This window comes from Synechococcus sp. CCY9201 (genome assembly GCF_034931105.1).
In the GTDB taxonomy this organism is placed as follows: Bacteria; Cyanobacteriota; Cyanobacteriia; order PCC-6307; family Cyanobiaceae; genus CBW1002.
This window is the reverse complement of record NZ_JAYGIC010000033.1, coordinates 79,626-96,253: the sequence shown is the minus strand read 5'-3', so window position 1 is coordinate 96,253 and position 16,628 is coordinate 79,626. Positions and strand designations below refer to the sequence as shown.

The window sequence follows — 16,628 nt, the reverse complement described above, 5'->3', positions numbered from 1 at the left end:
TCTGCTTCCGCTTCAATCGGCGCTTTGCCATGGCTGAGATGACCGAGCGCATCGCCAATGCAGTCTGCTGCTGCATGCCTTGCACGGAGCGGGATCTCAGGCTTGCGGAGGCTTATGGGTAATCAAGTTATGGCTTGAGCTTTTCTTGCTATGGGAGGGAAACGTCTACAACGCCCCCATTGACGATCAATCGTGCCGATAAATTCATTAGACGGGATATGCTTATACCAATAAGCGCACTGATCGCAGTCCTGATCGTTCACCCTGCCTCCACAGATGCCCATACTGAGGCGGATACTAGCAGATTCAGTCCATAGCTAATGTAGCAACCGATCGTTAGCGCGAAATGACAATGCTTATCCAAACTCATTCCAACGGGAAAGAATCCAAGGCCACCTCGAAAACTTCGGGATCTACGGGATCCGCCAATTGAGACTCATTGCACCTTCAGGCCAAAATTGAGTGTTTCGTCTTGGTAGAGGCTATTTATCGAGGTGCTCATATGACTCTTCTCCAAGAGCGAACGAGTATCAAATACCATACTGATCCAAGAACTCAATGAATTCGTTAGTTTCGCTGCTGTCAATGCCTCTGCTGCTGCCTGTCGGGCTTGGCTGATCTATCCAATCCTCGCGAAAACTCACTCTCACTTTTCGCGCAAAGTCCTCATCTCCGGACAATAGCTCTTCGAAACTGCCTATCCAGTCAATTTGTAGCAATGATTTCAGCTGGGAATTGAAGTCGGTAATACTTTGCCGTGGACTAGATTGAAATTCTTTGGCAATCTTACGGAGTGTGTCGCGAAGTTGTAGCCAATCTTCTTCCTCAAATGTCATGTATCCTGCTGGGCTGAGATCGGTTACGAACTCAAGTACATCTTCTAGGCTGTTGAACCACTGAAAAGCGCCTACGCCCCCACCTATTGCGGGAGGTGCGTCCCCCCAAGCGAAAAGTCCCCAGGCGAACACGCGTGGATCACGATCACAGCTCTGCGAAGTGATCTCTTGACAGTGCTGTGTTAAGGCTTCGGGATCCCAGGCCATTGCGAAGGGGGCGCACATGATCTTAATGATAATAGCCGACTGTCTTCGCGCTCCCCGGGCAAGCATTGAAATGCTATTAACTTGGCCAGATACACGCAAGATGCAATGTTGTGTCAATGCCAAGTATAGAATCTCAAGCTATTCTTGGACCGCTATTTCGAAAGGGCACCTCGAAAAATTCGGAATCTGCGGGATCCGGCAATTGAGACTCATTTCCCCGTCAGGCCAGGCTTGAGGGCTCCGTCTTGGTGGAGGCAATTTTTCGAGGTGCCCATGTGTAGCCAACGACATGCCGGTGTCCCCTGAAAATCCCGCCTGTCAGAATAAACTTACGGCGACTCGAGTAAAGGATAGTTAGGAAGAGTCTGGAATAATCCAAAAACGACTGACCTAAGGATTGAGACTTGTGCCCCTCGGGGCTGTGTGTACGGCGCTTGCTCATCGATGGGAGCCCCATTCAGGGGCAGCGGCCTGCCTCAGAGGTGAACGATGGGGGCTGTCCAGAAAAGCCAGACCACCTCACCTATGCCTGCTTAGCCATACATTGTAATATTTGGCAATCCATTAGGTGACTTGCTATCTGATCTTGGCAGGCCCCGTGTCACTCTTAAGAGTTTGCTGAAAAAGCCCCTAGGCCGTCATGCCTTGAGCTTGACCTTTGGGCGCAGCGCCCGTGAACACTGAGCTCGAGGTCAGCTGTTCCCGGGCTGAATTGTCCTTGACGGGGTTTTCAGCAGTCTCTTAGGCAGCCCGTCGGCTCTTCGTACCCACATCTACGCTTGTCCAGCGTGCTTGTGCCTCTCTTATCTGCTGCGGTGCCCACAGGACACGACCTGTCCTCCCCGGCGTCGTCTTTATGAAATGGACACCAGCCTTTAGCCTTCCCATTTGGCGAAGCCTGTAGAGCGAAGCGCGTGAGATGCCAACTTCAACAGCGGCCTTCTCTGCACTTACCCAAGGCCCCGCATGTACTGCGGTAGTCATGAGATCAGCATGTAGAGATTGACAGCCTTCTGGAGTTAGCGGTGTTGCGCCGCTTCGGCTGCGGCACTCTGCCTCACGCAGAGCCAATAGGCGATTGCCTTACACCAGGTCCCTGCCGAGGGGGTGCTGATGCGTCCGCCAGGAAGGACGTCTGGCGTATTTTGAATCTACACGGGCTTGTCTCAATCTGTCAACCGTCGGTAATTGAGACCCCTATTGATTGCAGCATCGATAGTCTCTTGATCACTCCAAGTGCCATAGACCGATTGATGTGTATTGACAGAGTGCCCCATTAATGCAGCAGCAATCCTCGGGCTTAATCCATAGCTTTGGTGCGCCCTTAGTGCATAGCCGTGCCGGAATCCATAGACAGTGCAACCCATGCGCGCAAGGAGCTGCCAAGACTCCTGGCGCACGAGGTAGCGCCTAGCTGCTTCTGCCACACCTCCTCCAAAAGGCGGCAGTGCCTCACCTGACTCCAACCGGTCGCGCAAGGACCACTCCTGCTCCCACTCTGGATGGAGAGCCCTGAGCGGCCGGGGCTTGGTGACCCCTCCCCCACTGCGCTTCTGGTAGTCACACCACAACTGCCCATCAGGCCGAGGCCGCAGATGGAGCAGCTCTACTGGCCGTAGCCCGTAGGCAGCGATCAGCCGCAGTGCGTAGCTCCACCGCTGGCCAGCCGCATCAATGGGAAGCGCCTCAAGTAGACCCAGAATCTGCTCATCCGAGAGCGGCACTGCCACTTCTTTGCTCGACAGGGCTTCTCCGACGAACCGGCGCAGGCTGCTAGGTGGTGTCCAACGGTCGGGCGGCAAGAGATCCTCGTCACAGGCCCAGCGGAGCATTGCCGCAACGTGCTGGACTGCGATCTGGCGGCGGCGGGCGCCTGCAGGCCACTTCTCCCCAAGCGTGCAAAGCAGTTCTTTGGCGTTGGTCGACCCTTCGACCACCTGTGACAACCGCTTCTCGGTTTGCCTGTAATCCTTGGCCCATGTAGTGGGTTTGATTCGCCCGCTGCGGACTTTGTCTTCGCCGAAGCGGGACCAAAGCCCCATGAGGTCTGGGGTCCCTGCTGGGGGGGCGGGAGCCGCCCTCTGGGTGCCGGTGAAGGGAGCAGCGGCCTCGACCAGCGAAGACCCTGCTGCAACCTGCTCCACGATCCGCTCTACAGCCGCCTGGATCTCCCGAGCCTGGGCCGGAACCCACGCATACGGCAGCACTACGGAGCGGCGGCTCCCATCAGCGAAGCGGACGAACAGCTTCGCCTTGCCCCTCATGGGGCTGACGCTCCAGGCCCGACCCACGGACGAGAGGAGGTTGGCCCGCAACCCCCGCACCCACAGAGCGGAGGCCGCTTCCTGCTGCTGGGATGCCATGAGCACTGAGAGCTGTGAGAGCTGAGTGAGAGCTGAGGGGAGCCTAATCGGGACAAAAGGCGACAAGCTGCGACAAGTGTGCAGCCAGGGCCATCCCAATGGCCAGAAGCCATGCGGTGCCTAATCTCAGGCCACATCAGGCGTGGCGGGCCACCACGGCGTAAGGTGGGGAGCAACGGGGCGTGGCGCAGCTTGGTAGCGCGGGTGCTTTGGGAGCACTAGGTCGCAGGTTCGAATCCTGTCGCCCCGACTGACTTTTCACTGATAGGCCAAGGGCCATGTGAGCAACTAGGTGAGCAAATCGCCTGGTGCTCACGTCTCCTGTGCTCTCCCCCATCAGGCCCTGACTGGGTATTTGCCTCAGGCGAAACCGCTCCACGGGAGCTTGGCCATGGGATTGATGCTCACTTCGGCATCGGCCTGGGGGAGCCCTCAGGGGAGGCTTGGAGCCCAGAGGTGAGCAAATTGTGAGCAGGGGCCGGCGCTGGAGCTGGGTGTCAGCGCGCCCGTAGGAGCCGGGCCCAAACACCAAACCCGATCACGGACTCCGACCCCGCTGATGCGGAACAGAGGACGTGATCGGGTTCAGGCACCGACTCTGATCTCATGGTTCAGGGCGCGGTTATTGCCTCAGGTGGCGCCGGCTCCAGCCGGTGATCGTGGCTTCCACGTTCTCCAGATGCCACTGCAGGGGGCCTTTGCCTTTGGTGCAGCCCCAGCGGCGGAAGTGTTTGCCGGGTTGCAGAACACCCCGCAGCCGCAGCTGACGGAGTGTCTCGCGGCTGATACCCAGCCATTCACACACCTCTGCGGTGGTGATCCAGGCCCGTTGCCGGCTGGCGCCTTGGGTGCTGCTCATCTTTCACTCTCCAGTAACGCCACCACGGCCGGATCCCAGAGGATCTGCTGGCGGCGCTCTCCCTGACTGCAGAGCGGCAGGGCGACGCCCCAGTCGCGACCGGCTTCTGTGAGCTGCCAGTCGTCGTCCTCGTTGCGCTGCTGCAATCCGGCGGCAGCGAGCCGCTGGTAGGTGTGGCGGAGCGTGCCATCCAGTCGGTCAGCTAACTGATCAGCCGTCAGCCAGGCCACCCCTGCGCGCTGCGAGACGCTTTGCTTCACGTCAGCGGCGGCGGGACTGCTGTTGGTCTGGATCTCCTCCAGGACGCTGAGTAGGGCCTCGGCATGGGATACGCCGGTGAGGTGGATGATCTCGTCGGCTCCGCGCAGTGCCTCGGCTGCGGTCTGCCTGCGGATCGCCTCGATGCTGCGTCGCGGCAGCTCCCTGTTGCCCTCTTGCCGGCGCTGCAGGGCGGGCAGCAGCTCGTGGGTGAGCCAGCGCCGCATCCGCGGTGCGCTGGGGTTGTCGCTGTTCAGCAGCCTGCGTAGCAGCGTGGCTTCGTTGATCAGCGCCAGGGTGAAACCACCTACACCGGGACCCTCCTCTGAATGGAGGCAGTCCTCCTCATCGCGTCGGTTCGCCATGGCCCAGACCATCGGGCTCTCCGCCAGCGCGGCGCAGGCATCGGCGACGACGATCCAGGCCTCGCCGTGTTGATCGGTGCTCACCCGGATGCGGTGCCCCTCGAACAGGTAGGGCACCAGAGCTGACGTGTTGCTCATGGCTGGGGAGATGAGAGGACAGGGGCGTCATGCCGCGACGCGAACACTGCAGAGCTGAATTGCCGCGGGGCCGCGGCCAGGGGAGCCGGCACCGGGCCCGCGAGGACCAGCAGCACCGTGCTCAGCTGAAGGGCCAGCACCAGCCACAGCAGCCATTGCAGCTGCCGTAGGTCGCCCAGTCGCACGGTGGTGGTGATGGGCCGGCGCGTGCGGCAGAAGGCCGGCAACTGGGGCTGGGCCAGAGGCCGCGGCATGCGGCCGGGGTGTTGGGGGTGGGCCATCAGAACGGCACCTCCTCATCGGCAAACTCATCGCCGTAGTCCTCCCCATCCGCCAGCGGGATCGCCCGCTGCTGGCGGGCAGCAGCTTCATCGGCCCTGTAGGCCTGCTCCGCCGCCTCGATCCAGGCAGCATCGGTGCCCTCGAGGATTCTCAACGGCCCGTAGAAGCCGATCGTGACGTTGCGCGGCACCGCATCGGCGGCGGCCTGGTCTTCGATCTTGGGGCCCTTGGGGTTGCCGTCCTGGTCGTACTGCTGCGCCCAGCGGGTCTCCAGCACCAGCACATCCCCCACATTCAGCCGGCCGTGGCGGTGCTGGCGCCGTGCCTCGATCCACTCGCCGAAACCCTTGGCCTTGAGGATCAAGCGCACCCGGTCTCCCGGTGCTGGAACGCCGCCCTCATCGCCGATGCGGGCCTCCATCGTCGTGCCCGGCATGGCGATCGCATGCACCACCATCTCCTGCTTGACCTTGGGCCGACCCTGGCGGTCGGTGCCGTTGGGGATCGGCTCCATCGCGCCGCTGCTGAGGTTCTTGCGCAACCGGTCGCGCTGCTCGGGCCGCACGATCGCCAGATAGGCCACCTCACCGAGGCGCTGCTGACGGATCACCGGCGCCGCGATGCGGTTGCCGTCGTTGATTTCAATCGCCATGGGACTTGCTCGAAAGAGTGGACGGGGAAGAGGTCAGGGGCAGCAGGGGCTCCAGACCGGCGCCCAGCCGCAGCAGGTGATGGGCGGCGCCGGAGAGGCTCAGCTGGTGCTCAGCGGACAGCTGCCGCACCTGCCGGTAGACATCGCTGTGCACGCAGACGCACAGGTAGTGGCGGCCGTGCTGTGAGCGCGGCTGGGGCCTGGCGTAGGCGCGGCGGCAGACGCTCATGGCGTTCCCCCCGCCAGCTCGCGCTCGAACACGTCGATGAAGTCCTTGTGGCGCCGCTGGGTGATGCGGTCCTTGATCGTGCGCACCTCCCTGGGCACCTGGAAGTGATGGCGGAACTCGATCGTGAAGCGCTTGCGCGCCGCCTGAGGCATCGCCCCCAGGAACTGGTGCAGGGTGGCGATCTCCTCTGCCGATAACGGCTCCAGGCCGGAGTCGCTGGCTTCGGGGCCATCCGGGGTCCCGGTGTCCCACTCGTCCTCTGCTGCTTCAGGGTCGTCAGCAGCGGGGGCGGCGGCCGCAACGCCGGTGGCGGCAGAGGTCACGCCTGCGGAGCCCGAATCCAACGGCCGAGGCTGTTTCGGCTCGATAGTCCGAGGCAGTATGCCCACGGGAATGCCCAGCAGGCCCGCCAGCAGGGAGGCGGTGAGCGCATGCCAGGCCGCACTGCCCTCCTGCGGTGCCTGGGCTTCGCTGAACTCCTCGGCGCCGCCGCGGTGCCGCAGGGTCACCCGCAGCACTTCGTGCTCCTCGCTGATCAGCTTCTGAGCGCTGAACGAGAAGCCCAGGGCAAAGGCAGGCGCCGCCGCCTGAACGACCTCCTGCATGGAGGTCTCGGCGATGGCGGCCATCTGGGACTGGAACTGGGCCAGGCCCTCGGCCCACTGGGCGCGGGCCTGCTCGCGGCTCTGCAACAGGGCCTGGTTGAGATCAAAGGCGGAGGTGGGACCTGGCGTCGGCTCCATCCGCCCGCAAGGGGTGGTGGTCATCGAAGGCACTGCGGGACCGGCGCCCGCTTGTCCAAAATATTAGCGGCTCGCTAATCCGAATCTGTATCTTGCACAACGCAAGACATGGCGTACTCCGAGCCTGTTCATGCTTGCCTCAGCTGGCGCTCGACTTGGTGGACCATTCCTCCAGCCAGCGCTGCGGCAGCCACGCCTCTCCGTCCCACATGCCCTGCAGCTGCTCGGCGGAGTAGGGCTCAAAGCCGGCCAGCATCGCCTGAAAGGCCTGCCGCTGCTTGGCTGGCGCCGCCTTGGCGGCGGAACTCAGGGCCTCCATCACGCCGATGCCGTGCTGCTTGGCGGTCTGCACCAGCTGGCCGCGCCACTGCTCGCTCAGCTTCGCTGCTTCTGCGGCATCGACCTCAGGCTGGGTCGGCACCGCAGGCGCCTGGTAGGCGGCCGGCACCGGCAGCAGGCCCAGGTGGCAGCTCCAGAACTCCGCTGGGCCCCACACCCGCCCCTCGTCATCCACCAGGGGCTTGGCCTGGCTGATCAGGTCCTTGAGGGCGCGGGTGCGCACGCCACTGAAATCCCTGGCGGCCAGGCGGCGATTCACCTCGGCGAGGGCAAAGAAGCTCTCCGGGCGTGGCTTGGGCGCCTTGCCGTTCTCGAACACGCTCAGGGTGCTCGGGGCCATCACTTCAAAGCCGGCCTCCTTGGCCCATTTGTAGGCCGTGTACTGGGTCCAGTTGTTCAGCTCCCGCCAGCGCCTCAGCATCCGGCCGAACTGCTGACCGGCTTCGAGCTGTTTGGCCTCGATGTACCGGTACTCAGAGGACATCAGGACTGGGATCTGGCCATTAGCGAAAGGCTAAGGCTTCTGCTGCCGATTGGAATTGACAGCACCGTGATGCCAACGGCCATTGGCCCTGGCCCGCTGCCGCCAGTGCCGGCCCTTGCCGCGCCGAACATCAGGCTCCACCAGGCCAGAGGAAACGGCTTGATCGGGAGGGAGCAGCGGCGCTGGCCAGCAGATGGCCTCCTGCAGCCGCCGCTCCAGGTGTTGGCGTTGCTCCGGCTCCAACAGCGCCACCGGCTCCACGATGCGGCTGTCGGGTCCCAGGGTCCAGTCGTCGCGCTGACAGCCGTAGACCCAATCACGGCCGTCGGGTGCCTGCGCCCAATGCAGGGCGCCGAGCTGGTCGCGATCGATCGCGATCTCCAGCTGCCAGCCGCTGGCCAGATCCAGTCGAATTCGCCCCCACCAGATCTCACTCCAGGGCCGATCCGCCAGGAAGGCCTCCCCTGCCAGCAGCGCCAGCAAGGCCTGCTGGATCTCGGCGGCGCAACAGCGGCTCAGGGGGAGCAGAGCAGGTGACGCAAGCCATTGCCACGGCACCAGAGCGCCCACTCCCCCGGTGCAATCGGGTTGCCGCAGCACAGGCAGCGGCCGGGATGGCGCACGCGGATGCGGCGAAAGCCCGCCGGGCCTTGCCCCTGCTCCACGCCCGTCGCCACAGGTGGTTTGGCGAGCGAAGGGCGATGGGTGGCGATCTGGAGCCCGTGCTCGCGAATCAGGCGACAGGCCAGGAAGGCGCTGGTGCGCGCCTCCTCCAGATGGGGCGAGGCGCTCATCGCCACCAGCTTCTCGACCTTGGCCAGCGCCTTCTGCGCTGCTGCTCCAGCGTCCATTGCCACTCAGCTCATCGGTTCAGCCTAGCGAGCCTGAGTCAGTGTCGATAGGCTGGTTCGGTCCATCGAAGTCCCCCATGGCTCCGCTGATGACCCCGCTCTCGGTGCAGTTCACCCCCGAGCAGCAGGCCTGGCTGGACCGGCGCACCCGCGGCGGTCTGCTGTCCCGTTCCTCCGTGATCCGCCTGATCGTGGCCGAGGCGATGGAACGCGAGCAGCTCGCCAGCAAGCCCCGCCAGCGCCAGGGGCTCCATGGCCAGCGCTGAACACGCTGCACCCACACAGGTCTGCATCGACCACGGCGCCGCCCAGCAGTTCCTCTCCCTGCTGGGCAAGGACCTTGCCAGCGCCCGGCTGCGCGCCTTCCCCCACCGCGCCAACCCCGCCAAGGCGGTGATCGGTGCCCGCAAAGGGCCCTTCGATTTGGCGGTAGCGGAGCAGTGGCAGCGGGAAGGCCGCGGCATCTACCTGGTGATCAATGACGGCGGTGACCGCAAGAGCGAGATCACGGCCTGCCGGGCGTTCTTCGTGGAGTGGGACGACCGGCCGATCGACTGGCAGCTGAACGCCTGGCGGCAGCTGGGCTTGCCGGAGCCCTCGCTGATCGTGCTCAGCGGCGGCAAGTCGGCCCACTGCTACTGGCTGCTGGAGCAGCCCATCCCGCCGCTGGAGTGGGCGCCACTGCAGGCCGAGCTGATCGCCTATGCCGGCGGCGATCCCCACTGCAAGGACGCCTCGCGGGTGATGCGGCTGCCGGGCTGCTGGTACGTGGATGCCGCCGGTGAGCCCACCGCTCTGGTGGAGCTGGTGCACGTGAGCGGCCAGCGCTACGTGACGGAGGACCTCGCCCTGGCGCTGCTGCCCGATGAGTTCGCCGCACCAGCTGCCGGCACCGCACCGCAACCAGCGATTCCCCTGCAGCAGCCCAACGACGGCCCAGGCACTGGGATTCCACTGCCCGAGCTGGGCGACGAGGACTTCGGGCCGCCACGGCCGCTGGAGCAGATCCGCACCGCCCTGGCTGCCATCCCCAGGCGCGTGGCCGGCAGCAACACCTACGCCGACTACCGCAACCTTCTCTGGGGACTGATCCAGGCCTGCGAGCAGGTCGGCCACGACCGGGAGCTGGCGATCGCCCTGATGGAGGCCCACAGCCCATCGGCCAGCTGCGGCTGGGACATCCGCCAGGTGGCCAGCTCGGGCGGCGAGCAGATCAGCGCCGCCACCTTCTGGTTCCACGCTCGTCAGCACGGCTGGCTGCCGCCGGAGCCGGCCCACACCCCCAGGCCTCCCGGGGCGCAGGCCACAGGCAGCCGCCGAAACCAGGGCGACACGGGCGGGCGCCATCCCGGTGGCAAGAGCAGCGACCACTCCAGCAGCAGCAATGCCAGGGGCGCCAAGGGAGCTGGGTCTGGAGCTGGTCCGCAGCGCTTCTCGCCTCGGCCCGACACCCGGGTGCGCTGGGGAAAGGTGCACCTACCGATCAACCGCCGCCTCAACGCCTTGGAACACTGCATCCGCTCCCTGGTAGGTCGAGAGCGCAACAGCCTGCGCCGCTCCGCCCGCGTGCGCGAGGCCCATTCAGCCCTCCAGCTCAAGACCGCCCTGCGGCTGCAGGAGATCGGCCAGCTGATTCTCGAGGCCCACGACCTGCGAACCGGCAACCGCTTCCGCGGTCTTGATCAGGCCGAGCGCCTGGCGATGCCGCAACCGGTTGTGGCGTGGGAGATCCCCGGCTGCATCCCCCGCCGCGACCTCTCGATCGTGGGCGGCCGGGCCAAGGTGGGCAAGACGCGGCTGGTGCATGCCCTGGCCCGCTGCCTGCTCTGCGCCGAGGACTTTCTCGGCTTCGGGGGGCCGGAGGAACCGCGGCCGGTGATCCTGGTGACCGATGACCAGGGGGACGGCGACACCGCCCAGATGCTGCAGCAGCTGGGGATCTGGGATCACCCGTTGCTGCTCTGGTCACGCCGGTTCCGGGCCACCGAGGCCAACCTCGATGCCTTGTTGGCCTGTCTGGCCGCCCACCCTGGGGCAGTGGTGATCCTCGACTCGCTGCGCTCGATCACGCGCAGCTGCTGCTTTGGCGAAAACGACCCGGAGATGGGGTCTCTGATCTACGACCTCAAGCACCAGATCACCGATGCCGGCGGCACGCTGCTGCTGATCCACCACTGCAACAAGGCCAACGACACCACCGGCACTGAGGCCCTCTCGGGCCACAACGCCATCGCCGGGGCTGCCAACACGATCCTCACCCTGCACTACCTGGCCAAGGGCAATCGGCTGATCAAGGACTCCCCCCAGCGCCGCCTGGTGCGTGAGGCCCGCTCCGGACCACCGGCGGATCTGGTGGTGGCGATCGACGGCAGCAGCGGAGCGTTCGCCCGACTGGGCACTTACGACGACCTGCAGGAAAAGCAGGAGCAGGAGAGCGATCTTGATCGCGCTGGCCAGCGGGTGCGCAAGGCGAGCGAGAAGCAGAAGGAGGCTCTGCGCTATCTCCAGGCCCTGCATGCCAGCGGCCTGGCCGGTATCGGTTTGCTGGAGCTGCTGCAGGCGATCGACGCGGCGCCGGCGGAGGCGCGCTTGAAACGGGAATTGGAGGGAGAGGCGCTGAGCACCTACAACGCGCTCGGCCGTTTCCTCAGCAAGCTCGACGGCCTGGTGACGACCACCCGGGTGGGCACCAGCGGCCAGAGCTACTACCTCCGCTACGGCCTCAGCGATACCGGCGCGGAGTGGCTGGCGCGTGAGTTCGATCTGTAGGGGGTGCTTCTTTGCATTCTTTGCACTCCACTGCAGCGCAACCGATCTGGCCGGTTGCACGGCGTGCGATCTGCCCCACACGCTTTCGATTCTTTCTGCCATCCCGGAGCCTCAGCAACGCAACGCCGCTGCTGCCAACGCTCATCCCATAGGGGCTGAATTCATCGCTTTCTTTCCCCTCCACTGCGCCGCAAGCGTTCTCAGGGATTTCAGGGGTTCATTTCTTTGGCCACTCTTTGCCTTCTTTCAGTGGCGGGGTCTGCGGCCTGCTGGGGGCCAAAGAATGTCAAAGAATCGAAAGAATGCGCTGCGCCCAGACCGGCTCAGAACCCTTGCGCCAGAGGGGAATACAAAGAAACGAACGAATTTGGTGTATCACGTGAGGTTCTGGTGATCAGGCGTTCTCCCACACCAACCAGCAGATCTGCTGCCGCTGTCCCCAGCGACTGGCTGACTCCGATCCCAGGCCTGCGGCGCACCGACCCGGAGCACCGCTACTGGCTGGGGGATCACCTGTTCGCCGTGTCCGTCACCGGTGTGGTCGGCTCCAGCAAGAGCGACTGGGCGATGGCGCGCATCGAAGCCACCCGCCACCTCTGGGAGCCGCGAGGCCACACCGTGCACCTGGCGTTAGAGGCCCTGCTGCACAGCCGCTTTCATCCCCTGCCCCAACAACGCCAGCAAGCAAGCCGGCAGCTGGAGCGCCTGCGCTCTGGCAACTACCGGGACTGGATCGAGCCGCTGCTTGCCCACCCCCACTGGCGGCAGGTGACGGTGATCGCCTCCGAGCGGCCCACCTGCTGCCTGATCCGCAACCTGGCCGGCACCTACGACACCGGCTACATCCAGCACACCAACGGCCTGCGGGTGCTCGCCGACCTCAAGACCCTCTCGCGCCCAGGCTCGGGCAGCTACTGCACCCGCGCGCAGCTGGGGGGCTACATGGCGCTGGATGCGACCTGGGGCGTGGAGTACGACGCCGGGCAGACGATCTGGGCCCGGCCGGGTGAGACCCGCTTCTCGCCGCTGTATTCCCGCGAGGAGTGCCTAGCGGCGTGGGCAGCGGCATGGGCGGGCTACGTGAGTCGCTTTCGGCCGTGGTGACGCGCTATCCGAATCACCTTATTCGGACTATCGAGCCGCTATCCTGCATGGCAGGCCCTGCTGCCTGCACCGCACGACGCTTCTCTTGTTCTCGCCCATGGCTGCCAGCTCCACCACTCCTCCAGCCGCTGGCGACGGTGATCTCGATGCGCTGCTGGATCGCATCACCGTCCTCAAAGCTGAGCAAAAGGCGATCGAGGCAGCACTGACACCGCTGCTGGAGCAGCTCAGCGGCGCCCTGGAGGCCGGCGAGCTGGATGCGAACTTCTCCCACAACGACTGCAGCTTCTGCTGGTCCGCCGGGCGGATCAGCTACGTCTACCCCGAGCCACTGCAACAGCAGGAGCAGGCACTGAAGCAGGCGCAGCGGTTGGCGGTCGCCAGCGGGACGGCCAGCCAGAAGCAGGGCAAGGCGTTCTGGACGATCAAGCCGGGCCGGAGCTGAGCGATGGCCAATCCCCAGAAGCGCAAGGGGGATGCGGCGGAGCGAGAGGCGGCGCTGCTGCTGAGCGAGCTGCTGGGGATGACGGTGCGCCGCCGACTGGGGGCAGGGCGGACCACCAGCGCTGGCGGGGATACCGGTGATCTCGATGGCGTACCTGGCCATGTGATCCAGGTGGCCAGCTGGGCCAACACCGCCGCCGCGGCTCGTACCAAGCCCGAGGAAGCCGGGCTGCAGTCCGTCCATGCCGGTGCTCCGTTCGCTGCGACCTTGGTCCGCTTCCGCGGAGGCACCTGGCGGGTTGTGCTCACTCCCCAGCAGTGGGCTGCCTACGTGAGCTGGATCCTGCAGCAGTCGCCCCAGGGGACGGCGCTCCCTGATCTGCCGCCCAGTAGTGGAGGTGGAGCATGAGCCCCGAGCAGCCACCGACAGCGGGCGCTTGCTCAGACGCGGTCGCTGAGTCGCTGGAGGAGCTGCGTGCTGCCCCGCCCCAGCAGGACGACGACGGCAACCCGATCTGGCCGGCCGCCGACCCCAGCAGGCCGGTGGGCAAGGGCAACCCGCCACGGGGCCGCCGCAGCAAAACCCACAAGCCCCGCGCCACCCACATGGAGGTGGAGACCCGCATCGCTGAGGCGCAGCTGTGGATCGCGCAACGGCTGCCGCTGGCCGTAATCAGGGAAAAAGCTGCCCAGAACTGGGGAATCACCAACATCAAAACGGTGAGCCGCTACCTCGCCCAGGCGCGGCAGCGGATGGTGGAGGAGCTGATCACCGACCGCCGCCGTCACCAGGCCGAGCAGATCTTTGCCCTGAACGATTGCGCCCGCCGGGCGATGGACGCCGAGCAGTTCAACGCAGCGGTCGGCGCTTTCCGAGTGATTGCTGAGATCGGTGGCCTGCTGCGGGCACCGATCAAGCCGCCGGAGCCACGGGCATGACGGCGAGCACCGCCGCCACTGCGATGCCAGCACCAGTGCTCACGTCACCGGCCGCTGCAGAAGGCGGATTGCTGTTGCCTGAGCTCGACCCTTGGGGCGACGGCGGTCTGCTGCACCTCCCCACGGCTACTGCTGCCGAGCCAACGGAACCCCAGAGCCTGCGCAGCTTCATCGCTGAGGCCTACCCCCGCTACGGCTTCCACCGCTGGGCCGATGTGCTGATTGAGCTGCTGCAGGCCGTTGCCGATGGCCAGCTGAGCCGGCTGATCGTGACCTGTCCGCCGCGGCTGGGGAAGAGCCTCCTGGTGTCCAAGCTGTTCCCGGCCTACTTCCTGCAGCGCTTCCCGCAGCTCTTCGCGGCGATCGCCTCCTATTCGGCCGAGCTGGCCTATGCCCACTCCCGCGAGGCCCGTCACTTTTACCGGGTGACTGGCCATCTGCTCGCCCGCGACTCGGCGGCGGTGGGCAACTGGCTCACCCGCCAGCGGGGTGGCTGCATCGCCGCCGGGGTGGATGGACCGTTCACCGGCAAGGGCTACAGCCTGGGAATCATCGACGACCCCTACAAGGGCCCTGGTGATGCCGCATCCCCGGCGCTGCGGCAGAAGCTGATCGACTGGCTGCGCTCGGTATGGCTGACGCGGGCCGAGCCGGCCTCGGTGCTGGGGCCAGACGGCAGGGAGCAGCCGAACCTCTCGGCCCAGGTGGTTGTGCTGACCCGCTGGGACCACCAGGACGTGATCGGTTGGCTGCTGGAGCAGGAACTGGGTGAAGCGCCGCAGCACTGGACCGTTCTGGATCTGCCGGCCATCGCCGAGGACCCGGCAGAACGGCCCAAGCTGCCGCCCACCTGCACCCTGATCCCCGACTGGCGCCAGGAGGGTGAGGCGCTGTGCCCCGAGCGGTTCCCGCTGCCGGAGCTGATCAAGATCCGAGCCCGTCTGGGTACCTACTGGTGGGCGGCGCTGTACCAGCAGCGCCCCAGCCCGGCATCAGGCTCGATCTTCCTGCGCAACTGGATCCGACCTCCAGAGGCCCGCCCGCAGGGAGAGCGCCACTACGCCCTGCTGGCGCTCTCTTGTGACCTGAGCTTCAAGGGGGAGGCGGAGAGCGACTACTGCGGCTTCTGCCTGGCCGGCCTGCTGGCACCACCACCGAGATCCCTCAACCCGCGCACAGGCGAACCCGAGGGGCCGCCTCAAATCACCGCCTTGGAGATGGAAGTGCTCTGGGCGGCCCGGCACCGCTTTGGCCTGCCGGAGGTGATCCGCTTCCTGCTGGGCTGCCTGGAGGCCCTCGAGCAGCAGGGCCTACGGCCCCATGCGGTGCTGATCGAGGACGCCGCCAACGGCCCGGCTGTGCTGCAGACGCTCAGACGTCGGGTGCCGGGGATGCTGCCGATCACCGCTCGCGGCAGCAAGGAAACCCGCGCCCATGCCGTCGCCCCCCTGATGGAAGCAGGGCAGATCCGTTTTCACCACCGGGCCCAGCCGCTGGTGGAAGAGGCGATCCGCTTCCCCAAGGGCAGCAAAGACCTGGTGGATGCCTTCTGCCACGGCGCCCTGTGGCTGGAGGGCCGCTACTGGAAGGCCCAGGGCATCCAGCCGGTGGTGACGCCATTGCTGGTGAGCCGATGAGTTGGTCGATGGTGTCCGCGGTGCGTGAACATTCAGCGCCATCGGTGCTCGAGATCCCAGCCTCTGGAGTGCTGGCGCCGGTCGTTGTGCAGCTGGTTCTGCCGATCGCGGTGGTGCTGGTGGGTGATGCCGCTGGCGTGGAGCGGATGCTGCAGCAACAGCGTTACCGCAGGCCAGCGTGCCACGCCCGAGCAGTGCAGCTGGAGATCAATCTCCAGTCCTCAGCGCGTCATCCGCCCAGACTCCAGGGTCAGCGGCCTCCTCGGCGCAGGCCCCGGCGAGAACGGCCGGTGCGGCCCCATGCCGCGGCCGATGCCCTGGCACTGCAGCACAGGGACCTGGCGGAGAAGATCGCCGGCAACTTCGCTCGCCGCACCGTTCATCCCAAGGAGGACCTGCTGCAGCTGGCAATGATCGGCCTGATCAAAGCAGCGCGGCGCTACGACCCCTCAAGGGGCCCATTCCGGCCTTACGGGCGCACTTATGCGAACGGGGAGATCACACACTTTCTGCGGGACAACGGCTTCCTACTGAAGGTGCCGCCGACGTGGCGGGAGATCCATACGCGGGGGCAGCGGTTGCTTACCTCAGGGGTTGACGTGGGTGAGATGCTGAGGCGAATAGGAGTCAGCCGTGAGCAGTGGATTCAGATTGTCGATGCATGCTCAGTACGGGTGGTTGCTTTCCCTGTTGAGTGAACGCCTGAATTAAGCCGCGCCGCGAAGCGGCGTCGGCTTGAATGAACTGCTAGCCCTCAAAGACTGGGCGGAAGAAGCTGCGCTCATAGCTAATAATGCAGCGCGTTTCCTCAGCATACTTGAAGGCAGCTAGACACTCAGGGTCTTGGAGCGACTTGATGCGGTACTCCTCATAGAGCGCCATGCTGGGAAACGTGAACATTGCCAACGCGACATTGTTTGCGCCCTCGGAGGGCAAGAAGTATCCGTGATGCTTGCCGCCAAATTTTTCGACGAGTGGAATCCAGACCTTGCCGTAATGCTCAAATTCTTTGAGCTTGAACGGGTCGATGATGTATCGAAGATAACAGGTAATCATGATCTCTTTCTTGAGGACTAACGCCCTGCTCACCTGCCGCAGAGATCTTAAAAGACTAGCGGGCCTTCGTGGA

Annotated in this window: 19 protein-coding genes and 1 tRNA gene; 9 read left to right on the top strand and 11 right to left on the bottom strand. The window is 65.0% G+C overall.

All coding sequences use genetic code 11. The features are described from left to right. Positions 1 to 530: 530 nt before the first annotated feature. On the bottom strand, positions 531 to 1,043 hold the full coding sequence (locus VB716_RS03820) for a hypothetical protein (protein ID WP_323269774.1): 513 nt from the start codon (positions 1,041 to 1,043) through the stop codon (positions 531 to 533). Positions 1,044 to 3,582: 2,539 nt separating this feature from the next. On the opposite strand from VB716_RS03820, the gene VB716_RS03815 reads away from it, so the two are divergent. Then, positions 3,583 to 3,656: transfer RNA gene (locus VB716_RS03815), tRNA-Pro, on the top strand. A gap of 372 nt (positions 3,657 to 4,028) precedes the next feature. On the opposite strand, the gene VB716_RS03810 is transcribed toward VB716_RS03815, so the two are convergent. From VB716_RS03810 to VB716_RS03770, 9 genes are all read right to left on the bottom strand, one after another. Beyond that, complete coding sequence (locus VB716_RS03810; RefSeq protein ID WP_323269773.1) at positions 4,029 to 4,265, bottom strand: helix-turn-helix domain-containing protein; 237 nt, start codon at positions 4,263 to 4,265, stop codon at positions 4,029 to 4,031. Next, positions 4,262 to 5,026 carry a Bro-N domain-containing protein gene (locus VB716_RS03805; RefSeq protein WP_323269772.1) on the bottom strand — a complete coding sequence of 255 codons (765 nt, stop codon included), beginning with the start codon at positions 5,024 to 5,026 and terminating at the stop codon, positions 4,262 to 4,264. Before VB716_RS03805 ends, VB716_RS03810 begins: the two co-directional genes overlap by 4 nt. Further along, the gene (locus tag VB716_RS03800; protein WP_323269771.1) at positions 5,023 to 5,307 is read right to left on the bottom strand and encodes a hypothetical protein; all 285 of its coding nucleotides are present in this window, start codon (positions 5,305 to 5,307) and stop codon (positions 5,023 to 5,025) included. Before VB716_RS03800 ends, VB716_RS03805 begins: the two co-directional genes overlap by 4 nt. Further along, positions 5,307 to 5,960, bottom strand: a complete 654-nt coding sequence (locus tag VB716_RS03795; protein ID WP_323269770.1) for a hypothetical protein — start codon at positions 5,958 to 5,960, stop codon at positions 5,307 to 5,309. Before VB716_RS03795 ends, VB716_RS03800 begins: the two co-directional genes overlap by 1 nt. Next, positions 5,950 to 6,189 (bottom strand): hypothetical protein, encoded by a 240-nt coding sequence (locus VB716_RS03790; RefSeq protein ID WP_197165867.1) that lies wholly within the window; start codon positions 6,187 to 6,189, stop codon positions 5,950 to 5,952. Before VB716_RS03790 ends, VB716_RS03795 begins: the two co-directional genes overlap by 11 nt. After that, positions 6,186 to 6,956 carry a hypothetical protein gene (locus VB716_RS03785; protein ID WP_323269769.1) on the bottom strand — a complete coding sequence of 257 codons (771 nt, stop codon included), beginning with the start codon at positions 6,954 to 6,956 and terminating at the stop codon, positions 6,186 to 6,188. The genes VB716_RS03790 and VB716_RS03785 overlap by 4 nt, the downstream gene beginning before the upstream one ends. A 115-nt stretch (positions 6,957 to 7,071) precedes the next feature. Then, positions 7,072 to 7,755, bottom strand: coding sequence for a helix-turn-helix transcriptional regulator (locus tag VB716_RS03780; RefSeq protein ID WP_323269768.1), 684 nt, complete (start codon positions 7,753 to 7,755; stop codon positions 7,072 to 7,074). Between the two features lie 30 nt (positions 7,756 to 7,785). Continuing rightward, on the bottom strand, positions 7,786 to 8,325 hold the full coding sequence (locus VB716_RS03775) for a hypothetical protein (RefSeq protein WP_323269767.1): 540 nt from the start codon (positions 8,323 to 8,325) through the stop codon (positions 7,786 to 7,788). Next, positions 8,271 to 8,606 (bottom strand): hypothetical protein, encoded by a 336-nt coding sequence (locus VB716_RS03770; RefSeq protein WP_323269766.1) that lies wholly within the window; start codon positions 8,604 to 8,606, stop codon positions 8,271 to 8,273. Before VB716_RS03770 ends, VB716_RS03775 begins: the two co-directional genes overlap by 55 nt. A gap of 89 nt (positions 8,607 to 8,695) precedes the next feature. On the opposite strand from VB716_RS03770, the gene VB716_RS03765 reads away from it, so the two are divergent. The 8 genes from VB716_RS03765 to VB716_RS03730 all read left to right on the top strand — a co-directional run bounded on the left by VB716_RS03765 (position 8,696) and on the right by VB716_RS03730 (position 16,197). Next, positions 8,696 to 8,872, top strand: a complete 177-nt coding sequence (locus tag VB716_RS03765) for a hypothetical protein (protein ID WP_323269764.1) — start codon at positions 8,696 to 8,698, stop codon at positions 8,870 to 8,872. Beyond that, entirely contained in the window at positions 8,859 to 11,375 is a 2,517-nt protein-coding gene (locus tag VB716_RS03760) for an AAA family ATPase (RefSeq protein WP_323269763.1), read from the top strand. The genes VB716_RS03765 and VB716_RS03760 overlap by 14 nt, the downstream gene beginning before the upstream one ends. 390 nt (positions 11,376 to 11,765) lie before the next feature. Next, entirely contained in the window at positions 11,766 to 12,479 is a 714-nt protein-coding gene (locus VB716_RS03755; protein ID WP_323269761.1) for a hypothetical protein, read from the top strand. 97 nt (positions 12,480 to 12,576) lie between these two features. Continuing rightward, a complete protein-coding gene (locus VB716_RS03750) occupies positions 12,577 to 12,924 on the top strand; it encodes a hypothetical protein (RefSeq protein WP_323269759.1) in 348 nt (115 codons plus the stop codon). A gap of 3 nt (positions 12,925 to 12,927) precedes the next feature. Then, complete coding sequence (locus VB716_RS03745) at positions 12,928 to 13,332, top strand: hypothetical protein (protein WP_323269757.1); 405 nt, start codon at positions 12,928 to 12,930, stop codon at positions 13,330 to 13,332. Next, a complete protein-coding gene (locus VB716_RS03740) occupies positions 13,329 to 13,862 on the top strand; it encodes a hypothetical protein (RefSeq protein ID WP_323269755.1) in 534 nt (177 codons plus the stop codon). Before VB716_RS03745 ends, VB716_RS03740 begins: the two co-directional genes overlap by 4 nt. Further along, the gene (locus VB716_RS03735) at positions 13,859 to 15,499 is read left to right on the top strand and encodes a terminase (RefSeq protein ID WP_323269753.1); all 1,641 of its coding nucleotides are present in this window, start codon (positions 13,859 to 13,861) and stop codon (positions 15,497 to 15,499) included. The genes VB716_RS03740 and VB716_RS03735 overlap by 4 nt, the downstream gene beginning before the upstream one ends. 44 nt (positions 15,500 to 15,543) lie before the next feature. Then, a complete protein-coding gene (locus VB716_RS03730; RefSeq protein ID WP_323269751.1) occupies positions 15,544 to 16,197 on the top strand; it encodes a sigma-70 family RNA polymerase sigma factor in 654 nt (217 codons plus the stop codon). A gap of 49 nt (positions 16,198 to 16,246) precedes the next feature. Here the strand turns inward: VB716_RS03730 and VB716_RS03725 are convergent, their stop codons facing one another. After that, entirely contained in the window at positions 16,247 to 16,588 is a 342-nt protein-coding gene (locus tag VB716_RS03725) for an NIPSNAP family protein (protein ID WP_322757562.1), read from the bottom strand. Positions 16,589 to 16,628 lie beyond the last annotated feature (40 nt).